Source organism: Priestia sp. YIM B13489, assembly GCF_042787645.1.
Classification (GTDB): Bacteria; Bacillota; Bacilli; order Bacillales; family Bacillaceae_H; genus Priestia; species Priestia megaterium.
Genome location: NZ_JBHZOQ010000010.1, coordinates 1 through 12,549 on the forward strand (window position 1 = coordinate 1; position 12,549 = coordinate 12,549).

11 protein-coding genes are annotated in these 12,549 nt (G+C 29.9%); all 11 read right to left on the reverse strand.

All coding sequences use genetic code 11. The annotated features are described in order from the left end of the window. Nucleotides 1-938 precede the first annotated feature (938 nt). The 11 genes from ACFX4W_RS00435 to ACFX4W_RS00485 all read right to left on the reverse strand — a co-directional run bounded on the left by ACFX4W_RS00435 (nt 939) and on the right by ACFX4W_RS00485 (nt 12,534). Complete coding sequence (locus ACFX4W_RS00435) at nt 939-1,496, reverse strand: acyltransferase (protein ID WP_377558890.1); 558 nt, start codon at nt 1,494-1,496, stop codon at nt 939-941. Between the two features lie 171 nt (nt 1,497-1,667). Then, complete coding sequence (locus tag ACFX4W_RS00440; protein ID WP_377558892.1) at nt 1,668-3,209, reverse strand: lipopolysaccharide biosynthesis protein; 1,542 nt, start codon at nt 3,207-3,209, stop codon at nt 1,668-1,670. 46 nt (nt 3,210-3,255) lie between these two features. After that, nucleotides 3,256-4,674, reverse strand: a complete 1,419-nt coding sequence (locus tag ACFX4W_RS00445) for a hypothetical protein (RefSeq protein ID WP_377558893.1) — start codon at nt 4,672-4,674, stop codon at nt 3,256-3,258. Nucleotides 4,675-4,678: 4 nt separating this feature from the next. Continuing rightward, nucleotides 4,679-5,797 (reverse strand): glycosyltransferase family 1 protein, encoded by a 1,119-nt coding sequence (locus tag ACFX4W_RS00450; protein WP_377558895.1) that lies wholly within the window; start codon nt 5,795-5,797, stop codon nt 4,679-4,681. Between the two features lie 6 nt (nt 5,798-5,803). Continuing rightward, nucleotides 5,804-6,892 carry a glycosyltransferase gene (locus ACFX4W_RS00455; RefSeq protein ID WP_377558896.1) on the reverse strand — a complete coding sequence of 363 codons (1,089 nt, stop codon included), beginning with the start codon at nt 6,890-6,892 and terminating at the stop codon, nt 5,804-5,806. A gap of 26 nt (nt 6,893-6,918) precedes the next feature. Beyond that, a complete protein-coding gene (locus tag ACFX4W_RS00460; RefSeq protein WP_377558897.1) occupies nt 6,919-8,124 on the reverse strand; it encodes a glycosyltransferase family 4 protein in 1,206 nt (401 codons plus the stop codon). A gap of 1 nt (nt 8,125) precedes the next feature. Next, on the reverse strand, nt 8,126-9,127 hold the full coding sequence (locus tag ACFX4W_RS00465; RefSeq protein ID WP_377558899.1) for a peptidoglycan bridge formation glycyltransferase FemA/FemB family protein: 1,002 nt from the start codon (nt 9,125-9,127) through the stop codon (nt 8,126-8,128). After that, nucleotides 9,117-10,214, reverse strand: coding sequence for a hypothetical protein (locus ACFX4W_RS00470; RefSeq protein ID WP_377558901.1), 1,098 nt, complete (start codon nt 10,212-10,214; stop codon nt 9,117-9,119). The genes ACFX4W_RS00465 and ACFX4W_RS00470 overlap by 11 nt, the downstream gene beginning before the upstream one ends. Further along, complete coding sequence (locus ACFX4W_RS00475; protein WP_377558903.1) at nt 10,198-10,737, reverse strand: GNAT family N-acetyltransferase; 540 nt, start codon at nt 10,735-10,737, stop codon at nt 10,198-10,200. Before ACFX4W_RS00475 ends, ACFX4W_RS00470 begins: the two co-directional genes overlap by 17 nt. Continuing rightward, nucleotides 10,737-11,387 carry a sugar transferase gene (locus tag ACFX4W_RS00480; protein WP_377558905.1) on the reverse strand — a complete coding sequence of 217 codons (651 nt, stop codon included), beginning with the start codon at nt 11,385-11,387 and terminating at the stop codon, nt 10,737-10,739. The genes ACFX4W_RS00475 and ACFX4W_RS00480 overlap by 1 nt, the downstream gene beginning before the upstream one ends. Before the next feature lie 22 nt (nt 11,388-11,409). Continuing rightward, a complete protein-coding gene (locus ACFX4W_RS00485) occupies nt 11,410-12,534 on the reverse strand; it encodes a DegT/DnrJ/EryC1/StrS family aminotransferase (protein WP_377558907.1) in 1,125 nt (374 codons plus the stop codon). Nucleotides 12,535-12,549: the final 15 nt, after the last annotated feature.

The window sequence follows — 12,549 nt, forward strand, 5'->3', positions numbered from 1 at the left end:
TACATGCTATGTAGAAAAACGTTGTATTTGTCGTCACTAAGAGTAAATAGTAAAACAATAATTTTTATAAGTTGGTTTATTCATTTACTTCTTTATGTAAAAAACGTTAATCTTATATTTTTAATTGAATTTATCTTATTAAAAATGCATTAAAGTTAAATACTTATACATTTTCTCTTTGATTAACATACATATAGCAATTTTTTAAAAACGAAGTAGAAGATAGATTGGTATATAATAAGAAGTAAAAATCATCATTTGTCTTTAGGAAGAGTAAATATTAAAACTATAATTTATAAAATGTAATATTACTTTGGCTTATGTAGCTATATATTAATTTAATCATTAATCAATGGAATAAATTAAATATCTAACATTCATTTAATTTAGGATGTTAAATATTTAAGAAGAAACACCAATAGGCGACCTAATCCTTCCGTTCAGAAAGATAAAGTCACCTAAACAATTTTCTATTCATTATTATTTATCCTTTCACTTTTGCTAATTTATAAATTTATAGGTTTACATGCTCCTGTTCTAATTGATTTACTACATCCTCCTGACATTCATTGATAAATAAATAAGTAAGGTATGAATGTAAATCAAATCGATCTTCGTTAATAAAAGTAGAGAAAATCTGTTTATATTCGCTCAGTAGCTTTAACTCCTTTATGCAAGTTCCTATTTTTCATTATTGACCAACTAACAATCTCTTAAACAACATATAAATTAACAAAATATTTTATACGATAAACTATTTTCACCTTTCTCAGGCTCTTTATTTAGGAATTATAGTGTGAATTTCATATTAGTTCTCCCTCAAAATAAAAGCACGCCCGTTAAGGGCGCGCTTGTTTTTCTGGTAAAGATATATTTTATATAAATTTATTTATCATACAATTTCTTTCAATTCCAAAGTCGATTTGTTTAGAAAAATGTCATTCAACAAACCCAATTCCATCTTTCAACTTTTCTCTCATAATTTTTCTTTTTTCATTTGAAATCCCCCTATGGATTGTCCAATCGAAATCCCATACAGGCCTATTTTTCATTAAATTCTCATTTTTATCAACAAATTCTTGCGTTTTAGCCACTACTTCAGCCGGATTGCCAACCGCAACACTGTTATCTGGTATGTCTCTTGAAACAACACTCCCAGCACCAATTACTACATTATTTCCAATTTTCACGTTCGGAAGTATTGTACTGTTTGCTCCTACAAAAACATTATTCCCTATACTCACATTGCCGACCTTAGTATATCCTGTATGCATTTTTGTACTAGCATCATGTGCTAAGATATAAACTCTAGATGCCAACGTGACATTATCCCCAATTGATATTAGCCAACAATGAGGTGGGTCAATTATAACTCCGCCCTGTCTGCTAAAATTTTTACCTACGGTTAAACCACTTCTTATTAAAGATTCAGTATCTACTTCTCCTCTTATTCTAAAAATAATTTTTCGTAAAAAATCCTTAACCAAATAAATCATCTGCCTTTTTTACATAGTATATTATAGAAAAAAGTTATATTTGCACCAACCATGAAATTTTCACATTTTCAGATGGGGCAATCGAACAATTAACTTTGAAGGTGGTTTCGTTGATATCAGATACTCAAACATGACCTACATTTCCTCTGTTAACTAACTTTTTTATATAAATTATTTACCTAGAATAGATAATTGTTTAATTTTTTTAAATACAAAATTATTTAATAATTTATAGAGGAATTTAAATTCCTTAGTTTTGTGAAATATCATCAAGAATATGACGTTAGGAATACCAATACAAATTATTATCTTAAAAATAAAATTTGTTAAGTTAGTTTCATCAAATAATTGACTTATGTTTAGTGTAACTATACTAACAAGGATAGTAATAGTCGTATACAAAATATATCTTTTGAAAAATGGAAGTAAAGGATATTTTAACCCATGCTTATAGAGAACATAAGGCTCGATCCAAAAACATGTTGTCAATGTACTGATAGTTGTCCCAATAAAAACACCTATCATTCCTAGATATTTTACAAGTATAAGTGAAAGACAAAGGTTAATTATGGATTCGAATATTGGCTTATGTCTATCATACCAAAATAGGCCCATAGCTTCTTTAAAGGTAAGAACAGCTTGCCTCATACCTGTTAAATAAAAATTTAGAACTATCATTATTACAATACTATCATTTAATAAATATTTTTCACCAAGCCATAATTCTATGAAAGGGTTTAAAATTACAATAAATACTATTGAACAAAATCCATAGATCCAAAAATTCAAAAAGAAAACTACATCGAAAATTGATTTTGTTTTCTCTTTAGTTTCCGTAACTCCTAAATTGCCAACACTTGCGGTAATTGAAGAAAATATTTGGGCTATAACTAAATTTAAGGCATTAATAACAAGGAAATAATTTGAATATAGGCCAACCCACGTCAAACCAACAAATCTTGAAATAATGAGATTATCTGTCGAATTTATCACTACTCCTCCTAATTTATGCACGACTAATGCTCGAATGTTCTTAAATATGGAAGAAGTTGTCTCTTTATCTAATTTGTTGATGGTTTTTTCTTTTAAAAATGGATAAAGTTTATCGGCCTTCTTTGATACCAAAATATTCTCAGCAAATGTGGCAATAATCTGGCAAGATAGAAATAAAATAAAACTCTTGGTAGAAAAAAGTACCGCAATCTGGACAATATTTAAAACAGTAAAAAAAGTATATCTATAATATGTTGCAATATAACGCTTTTGATCAGTAATAATCAATGAACGTTTATAAGAAAAGAAATAAGAAATTGCGGAATTCCCAACAAACATCAGATAAATTAAATATAAATTAGGGATATCCGGAACATCTTTTATGAAAAAATGCAAAAATGGCGCTAGGCTGGCACCTAAAATAGCTACTACAATACCTATAACTGTATATGCTTTTTTGTATAGCAGCATTAAAGACTTTACTTTTTCTGTATCTTTTTCCGCAAGTGGTTTATACAGGCTAAAGGTCATTGCTGGACCAACGCCAAGCTCTACTAGAGAGAGTATGCTTAATATAGTTGTAAATAAACCATTAAGGCCTAAATATTCAGTACTAAGCACACGGACAAAAGCTAATCTTGCTACAAAACTTACTAACAGACCTATACTTTGTCCAGCCATAGCAAATATTAAGTTTTTAATTGAACTTTGTGTACGCATATATCTATCCTTCTAATAATGTAATGGCATGCAATAAGAAAGGTAATTAGCTCTTATATGTGATTCTTTTTGTCATAAATACAATAATTATCCACGTTGGTAATATGTACGTGAATAAACCAATTAAAAAAATATAATAATTATAAAGCACAGGTATACAGGCTAAAATAATTGAAATAAATTGATATAAAAATTTATATGGTAAACGAGTTTCCTGAGAAAACTTTGATCCGTACCTCATAGATTGATATGTGAATATACAAGAAAATAATGGGGCTAGAATAAAACCGAAATATAGTTTTCCTAAACCAACAGAAGGTAAAATTTGTCCTCCAGCTCCATTAGACCCATACATTATCCCATTAAATAAGGCTGTTGAATTAATCATATGAGTAAAAAAGGTTCTCAAAAGAGGTAAAGATGTAAAAAAGTCAGCTATTATTAGGCTATAGGTATTAACTTTATTAATCATTAGTGCAGCTGCAACATTGACTGGACCATTAAAATAGGCTTGTAATGTATTGGAAATATTAAACAATGCACCAGAAGAATTTTCAGACGATGCTAACGATAAAGATAACAAACCTAGTACAGCTACTATTAATACTAGTAAGGAAGTAAATAAAGTTATAATCCTTTTTCTATTAGGATATAAATATGTTAGAACAATAAGAAATGCTAGAGAAAAATATAATGAATAAGCAGTATCACCTGAAGAAATTAAGGCGTTCAAAATAATAATAGTAATGGAAATAAATAAATGTCTCTTTTTTGCGCCTCTTTTTCTAAGATTTAAAATTAACACTAATATCCAAATGTTCTTGACTATATTAATAGCCCATGTAGATATGTAGAATATAAATATTGGTACATTTTCTTTCGCTAAATTATAGTTTCGATACCAGTTTATAGACTGTTCTTCAGATAAAAAAACAAAAAATTTATAGTTATTTAGAATATCTGGATATACCAGTACACAAGCTAATATAAATATCGATAAAAAGATTAAGAGTAATCTAGCAGTCTTATAAGATTTATCTGGCAACTCTAACTTTTTACTCACTTCCACATTGTCAGCTGGTAAACAGAATTTTTTCCCAAATACAGACAAAATTAAAAATACAAGAAAATACTCAAAAATCATTAGTGTAATAGCTGTATTGAAAGTATTATCGACGTTTGCTGCTATTTCGCTTCTTTGATAATTTGAAAATTTCATGAAAAATGGTGTTATTACTAATCTAATATAATAAGTAAAGACAATAATTGTAATTGCAATATTTTTATAAATATATGAATAAATATTTATAAAAACAATACATCCAAAGGCAAAAACCATTGGTAAAAACGGTAAATAATCTCTAGTGGGAGGTAATGTGGGATCACTAAACAGTATAATTGTTACTGCTATAGATGAAAAAAATATAATTAATTGAGTTAGTAAAGATTTTAAATTAAATGTCATAACCTTAATCCATGTTTCCAACATAATGTAGATATTGTTTTTGCAAATCTGTTGCAACATTTTTTATTTCAAATCCAGCATCTTCAATTATATTGTTTGTATTCATTCTCTCACTTTTACTAGATCCCTCAATTATTTTTTGAGCCCAAAATTCTTTGTCCTCTTTTAAGGATATATATTCCACTAAATTTGATAAGTTTACTTCTGTTGGAACAACGTCTTCTGAAGTGAAACACCTTAAACCTGAAGCTTGAGCTTCTACCAGCACCATGCCTAGACCCTCATATAAGGAGGGAAATACAAATGTATCCATTGCTTGCATAATATCTGCTACATTAGATCTACTACCTAGGAACATTATTTTATTGTTAAGGTGTTTTTCCTTAACATAATCTCTTATTTCTTGTTCCGATGCTCCGTGCCCTATCAATAATAGCTTAGCTTTTTCTATCTTATTTGCAATCTCACCAAAAACGTCAATTAAAAATTTATGATTTTTGGCTTCGGTAAACCTGCCAACATGTCCAATAACAAAATCCTCTTCTATAGAGAGTTCTTTTCTTATCTTTGTACGCTTTTCAAGATTATAAATGAACTTTTCAACATCTATTGCATTTTTAATAGTGTGTACATCTTTACGTTTTACTTTGGATTTATTAAACAACCAATCTGCTGCTAATTCTGAACAGGTAAAATATATATTTGCATATTTATCAATGTACCTGCTGTGTAAAATATGAAAAAGATGATGTAATTTTCCCTCTGCTTTGATGCTATGTGAATGAACTATACGAACTTTTACATTATTACGAAACGCGATTTTAAGTGGGTTAATATAGGTAAGAGATGATACATGTTGGTGAATAATTTGTAATTCAGGATGATTTCTAAATAAATTATTCCAATCTCTATAGTGTTGAATAATATTTTTTCCCCTCGGCGTAATATAAAATATTCTGCCTCCTAGCTCTTTAATTTCATCATCATAGGCACATTTATTTTTTGTGTGGACTGCAAAGTCAAATTGTACTTTTTCTCTGTCAATATTCCTATAAATATTCATTATAAAGGTTTCGATTCCACCTCTATTCATACTGCCGACAACATGTAATACTCTAATCATTATTTATCACCTTAATATTTCCTTGTATTTTTCCACTGTCTCATGTGTTACTTTTGTCCATTCAAAGTTATCTTTAATAAATTTAACTGCATTGTGTGAAAAAATATTTAACTTATCTTTGTTATTATATGCTTCAATAATTGTACGTCCTATATCCTCCGCCTCGGAATCTGATTTCCATCCACAATTATTATTTTTAACGTCATCAGCCATATTAGTGCCAGGGGTAACAATTACAGGTACGCCATTAGCCAAAGCTTCCATTACTCCTAAAGGCTGCCCTTCAAACCTTGAAGTCTGGATGAAAATATCACTATTCAAAAGTTGAGCCATTTTTTCTTTGCCAAATAACCCATCATTTATACTAACAATATCTCTAATATCAAAATCGTTTATCATTGTTGTTAAATGATTTTTTCCTCCCTCATGGTCAGGGCCATAGATTGATAATATAATCTTCTTTTGGCGCATTTCGCTTTTTATTCCATTACAAGCTTGTAAAAGTAAATCAATTCCTTTATGAAAAGGATCTAGTCTACCTATAAAAATCATTTTAAAACTGTCCTCGTTCATAAAAGAGTGTTTGAGAGTTGAACCTATATTCATACCATTACAACCAATAAAAGAGTTAGTATTTTTAGCAATGGTAGTTTTTTGTTCCTCTTCTGATAAGTACTGAATTGCTTTTGCTTTTTTTACTATACGATCAAAAATTAATAAATTTGCCAGTAGTTTTTTTAGACGCTTTTTATCTTGAGCAGCTTTAGATAAGCTACCATGCGGAACTAAAATATATGGTAGTTTATTTCTTAAAAGTACCTTTACGATCTTTGAATAAAAAGGGATATATAATCCGTGAATTATTACTAAATCAGGCTTATTGTAAGGTGATGGTAGCTTAGTTATATCCCCGTCTTCACAATCAACTGTTGTAAACATTGGGAAGTTTCCGTCTCCAATATTAGGTACAATATTAGAACAATTCAATAAAGCAACATCTGCATGCAAATTCTGATATTGTACATGAAGAGGAACTACAACACTCATCCCACTAGCCTGGTTATTTGTTATACTTGAAATATGTAATATTACCATTTATGACTCCTTTTCTGTTTTCGATATTACAATATACTTCCAATTAATGACTGAATTAATTTATAATTAGTTTTTCTATCAAACTTATCTTCTGCGAGTTTCCTATTGTTCATACCCATTTTCTGTCTCAATATCGGGTCATTGTATAGAATTAAAATTTTTTCAGCTAAGTCATGAGGATCGCTATTTTTACAGTTTAATCCTGCATTATAATCAACAATTAAACGCCTGTATTCCTCAGATTCTTGTGTATTTAATACAGGTAAACCTGCTGCAGCATAATCCCCAACCTTATTTATGATACTACCAGCAGAATTTGATTTAATAGGATTTACAGCAATATCGCATGAGACTAAAACTCCAACCATCTTTTCATAGTCGAGTCTACCCATAAATTCCACATTTATTTGTTTTTGTTCAGCATAGTCTCTAAACTTTGAATGTAAAGGTCCATCTCCCATCACAACAAATTTAATATTATTTATATCTTTATTTTTAATTAGAGCCAGAGCATCTATAACATATATAAGATCATAACTATTTCCTAAAGTTCCTATGTAAGCAATTTGTATTTCATCTTTCGGCTTATCGACTTTGTTCTTTATCACTAAATTATCAAAGTGTGCAAGCTCCGTACCCAGGAATATACTTAACCCCCCTTTAAGCTGTTTATTAGCAAGTAAAGCTCTATTTACATATGTCTCCGATACTGCAACTATCTCGTCAGCTGCATTATAAATGAAATTTGCTTTTTTATTCATAGGGTGAAAAATAAGATCACTAATAACAGGAAGATTAAATACCATTTTAAATGCTTCAGGCCAAAGATCTTGAATATCAATTATAAACTTTATACCATTGTGCTTAGCATATTTCGCTGCAACAAATGCTGCATCCAACGAGGGCACAGCACAGTAAATTATATCCGGTTTTTTTCTGTTTTTAAGATAGTTTCTAAGATTTTTACCAAATGTATAGTGACTATAAAAGCGTTTTAAAGATACATTTTTTCTATATCCTTTTTCCTGCAACATTGTCAATTTGTATTTTATATGTTTTAATTGTGATTCTTGAACATTTCTTTGTTGCTTTGTCCTATGGGAAAATTGTGTTGTTACTATCTCAACGCTTTGGCCACTATTCGCTAACATGTCGGCAAGGTACCAAAAGCGTCCATTACCTTTTTCTCCAGGAACCTGAGTAAAGTGTGCTACAATTAAAATATCTTTCATTTTATTCATCCTTTTTATATCTATAAGCTGGAAAAAAATCAACAGATTCGTCAACATCGACGTGATTACACAGTAAACTATATACTTTCTTATTCCATACTCTTTTTCCAACGAAGAAGTTAAAATGAGTATTTTTTGAGAAACCTTTTTTAAATTTAAAAAGAGAGTCTTCCTCAGAATTTGTTCTACCGCCTCCATGATGTATTAACTCATAACCCTTTTCTTTCCCCCATAATGTAACTGCATACCTTAGAATATAAGCAGGCGATAAATAAAGGTATTCTGAAAGAGTCCCCGATAGATGTATATGAATCGTTTTATCAAAAACAAAATAAAAACCCTGGGCAATTGTTTTATCCTCATAAATAGCTGATACAACAATAATATTATCTTTAAATAATGATAATGCCTTATCAAAATATTCATCGTCGAAATAATAGTAATCAGTTGCGTTGTTTCTATCCATAGTAGAATAGTAAATCTCTTTAAATTCTTTAATGTTAGAAGGTTTTTCAATGATTTTAAAAGAAACACCTTTATCTAAAGCCTTACGTATGTTTTTACGACAGCTTTTAGAAAATTCTATTTGAAATGGATCTTCAAAATCCTTAAGGTTTGTCCCAAGTGTTTTTCTAATACAATTAACATCATATATCGAAGTGAAATCCTCAGCATTTTTTATTATTGGATGAAACCTGATGAATTCACTAACTATATTATTCTCTTCGCAATAATGTGAAAAAGCTTTTGTATATTCTATTAATAGTTCATTTTTTTTATTTTCATCACATTTAATAATTACAGGTCCACCATAACCATATGGTGTAACAATATCATAATATATTTCATTATTAATTTTTATTGGTATTTCTCTTTTTATGAATTGATTTTTTATAATTCCAAACTTACAATTAAAGTTAAAAATCTCCGCCTTGCCATTTTCAACTTTTTCATATAATCTTCCATAGTTATCGTCAAAATACACATCTAAATCATTTCCCATAACTAAACTCCTTAAAAAACCGTTTAATTTCATTAATGCTGTCTTTAATGTTATAAACATCGTACCTTTGATCACAAATTAATGAAAGTTCTAAATCGTAAATGGATATACACGTTGGGTGATATTTAACTATTGCTGGCTTTGGCCAATGAATTGGATAATAAATTTTCTGTTTAATAAGATATTCTCTTAGGTGATTTCTTATATTTTCATCTAATAAAACTGGTATAAAAATTGGGCAATCACCTTCTTTTAAAATCGGAAACAGTGGTTTGACCTCATTTGTTTCATTAATAAAATCATGAATAATTTGTGCGTTTTTTCTCCGCACTTTAATTATTTTTTGAAGATTAATTCCGTTTAAGATTCGAAGTGAATAATCATCGATTTTATAAAGAGAATAACTTTCATTAAGCATTTTATTTGCAGCACTGTATTTTTGGAGGAAATCTTCCTTTTTTACTGTCATATCTCCATTTATATATCGAGCCTTATCCAGCATTGCACTTTTTCTTACTTTTATCATCTCGTCCAATGTATTGTTGCTTACTTTAATGTTAAAACTATCATTAGCTTTAGCTGCTAGCCCCCCGCTCATAACGGGAAACCATTTTCTTAAGCTTGCAATCCGATAGTCAGAATAGTTATTATATGAATTTGACGAAAGCAGAGAATGAGTTATATCTTCTATAATAATAACTCCTCTTTTTTTAAATTTTTCTATATAATAATCCATTCTTCCATCGGAGTAACCAAAGTAATTCATTGCAAAAAAGATATCACATTTCTGATCAATATCTATGTCAAATTTCAAACCTCTATTTGTGTTATACACATTATAAAATTCAATATGAATGTCATTGTCGATAAAGGGTTGTAACATAGACTGACAGCAATATGATGGAAAATACACGGTGGAAACCCTTTTATCATATAAAATATCTTTTAAAACAAGATCAATAGCTGTCCGTCCAGAGAGTAAATATTCATTTGCATTACCAATGTTTAACCAAGGTGGGAATTGAGGTCCTTCAAATTCCTTGCCTTCAATTTCTTCTATCCAATACTCACTACCTATTTCTTTCATTTATAAAATCTCTTTTCAATAAGGAATAAGAATATACATCCTGATACGCACCATTTTTATAAATACGGCCTTGTAATTTACCTTCTAAAGTAAATCTACATTTTTCAAATAATTTTTGTGAAGCAATGTTGTAATTCAAGATATTTGCTATTAGACAATTTAAATTTAGTTGGTTAAATGCATAATCTGATAATAATATTATTGCTTTATACCCTATTCCTTTTTGTTTGATTTCATCAGAATTAAGTTTAATATTAATTGTAGCTGTTCCATTTTTATAATCTATGTTAGTCAATGAGACTAATCCAACAGCACCTATATTATTTATATCAACAATAAATCTAACGTTATTTTTGTCACCTTTTAGATTATTTATCCAGTTAATCTGTTGGTTGCTTGAAACTGGGAACGACCAACCTAAAACCATGTTCTCAATGTTAGGATTATTTATCATACTCTTTAATAATTCCATATCTTCTAATTCAATTGCTCTTAAAATTAAATCTTCATTATATATATTCATTAGATTATAGGCTCCTTAATTTGCTTGTTTTGTTCGATTTGAGCTTGTCTATGAATATGAAAGTCAACTACCTTTGTGGTTCCTCTTACAGTTATACCGTCCCTTTTTATAACTTTTATAAACGTTTGAAATATTATTTTAATATCTCTTTTGAATGTGATATTCTCTACATATTCAATATCAAATTTAAATCTATCTTCCCACCCTGCGGTATTCCGGCCATTAATTTGCGCTAATCCTGTTAATCCAGGACGAACTGTATGTCGTAATCGCTCTCTATCATTATAATACGGAAGATAAATAGTAGCTAAAGGCCTTGGTCCTACCAAACTCATGTCGCCTTTTAATATATTAAAAAGTCCGGGTAACTCATCAAGGCTAGTAGCTCTTAAGAACTTACCAAACCTTGTTAACCTAACCTCATCAGGTAATAATTCCCCGTTTTCATCTCTTTGATCTGTCATAGACCTAAATTTATACATAGTGAAAATTTGTTCATCTTTTCCGGGCCTTTTTTGTTTAAAGATGATAGGACTGCCTAATTTACACCTAACTAAAATTGCTGTTAATACAATAATTGGAGATAATAAAATTAAAGCTATTAAAGGTAGTAAAAAATCTATGATTCTCTTAAAATATTTTGCATACAAAAGCCGACACCCCTAATAAATATTATCTAAATAAAGTAGTAATTGTATTAATAACCCTTGCAATTTGACTATCTGTCATTTTTGTATCACTTGGAAGGCATAATCCCCTATTAAATATATCCTCTGATATACTAATTCCACTATCATTATGATTGAAGAAATCATATTCTTTAAAGAAAGGTTGAAGATGCATTGGTTTCCATACGGGTCTACTTTCAATATTTTCACTTTCTAGTGCTAGTATTATATCTAAAGGTTTTATTGCGCTATTTTCTTTCAATGTAATACAAGATAACCAATTATTTGATTCCCCATAATTGCAATTTGGCATCATTTCAATCTCTTCAATCTCTTCGAAAGCCTCTGTATACGATCGGTATATCTCCCTTTTTTTCTCAACTCTATCCATTAATACTTTCAGTTGACCTCGGCCTATGCCTGCTACAACGTTACTCATTCTATAATTATAGCCTAGCTCACTATGTTGATAGTGTCGTGCTGAATCTCTTGACTGGGTAGCCCAGAAACGAACCTTTTTTATTGCCTCCTCATCATTTGAAACAAGCATGCCTCCGCCACTAGTAGTAATAATTTTATTACCATTAAAAGAAAATACACCAAAATTTCCTATTGAACCAGTCATTTTTCCTTTATAAGTTGAACCTAGGCTTTCAGCTGCATCCTCAATAATTGGAACATTATTTTTTTCACAAATCTCCATTATTTCATCCATTTGAGCAGATTGCCCATATAAATGGACGACAATAACAGCTTTTGGCTTGTAATTCTCAAAGGCTTTCTCTAAAGCCTTTGGACTCATGTTCCAACTATTCGGCTCACTATCAATAAAGACCGGGGTAGCATTTTGATATATGATAGGGTTTGCACTTGCTGAAAAGGTGAGTGATGAACAAAAAACAATATCCTCTTTTTCTACTCCTAACGATTTAAGTGCCAAGTGAATAGCAGATGTACCAGATGAAAGAGCAGCAGCGTGTGAAATTCCTGCAATTTCTGCTAACTCTCTTTCAAATCCATCTACATTTGCTCCAAGTGGTGCAATCCAATTTGTATCGAATGCTTCTTGAACATATGACATTTCCAATCCAGACATATGCGGTGAAGCAAGAAAAATTCTATCTTCCATAAAAGCTGCTCCTCA

Coding starts and splice junctions, on each gene's coding strand:
- ACFX4W_RS00435 (WP_377558890.1), bottom strand. CDS start 1,496: ATGATTTATTTGGTTAAGGATTTTTTACGAAAAATTATTTTTAGAATA.
- ACFX4W_RS00440 (WP_377558892.1), bottom strand. CDS start 3,209: ATGCGTACACAAAGTTCAATTAAAAACTTAATATTTGCTATGGCTGGA.
- ACFX4W_RS00445 (WP_377558893.1), bottom strand. CDS start 4,674: ATGACATTTAATTTAAAATCTTTACTAACTCAATTAATTATATTTTTT.
- ACFX4W_RS00450 (WP_377558895.1), bottom strand. CDS start 5,797: ATGATTAGAGTATTACATGTTGTCGGCAGTATGAATAGAGGTGGAATC.
- ACFX4W_RS00455 (WP_377558896.1), bottom strand. CDS start 6,892: ATGGTAATATTACATATTTCAAGTATAACAAATAACCAGGCTAGTGGG.
- ACFX4W_RS00460 (WP_377558897.1), bottom strand. CDS start 8,124: ATGAAAGATATTTTAATTGTAGCACACTTTACTCAGGTTCCTGGAGAA.
- ACFX4W_RS00465 (WP_377558899.1), bottom strand. CDS start 9,127: ATGGGAAATGATTTAGATGTGTATTTTGACGATAACTATGGAAGATTA.
- ACFX4W_RS00470 (WP_377558901.1), bottom strand. CDS start 10,214: ATGAAAGAAATAGGTAGTGAGTATTGGATAGAAGAAATTGAAGGCAAG.
- ACFX4W_RS00475 (WP_377558903.1), bottom strand. CDS start 10,737: ATGAATATATATAATGAAGATTTAATTTTAAGAGCAATTGAATTAGAA.
- ACFX4W_RS00485 (WP_377558907.1), bottom strand. CDS start 12,534: ATGGAAGATAGAATTTTTCTTGCTTCACCGCATATGTCTGGATTGGAA.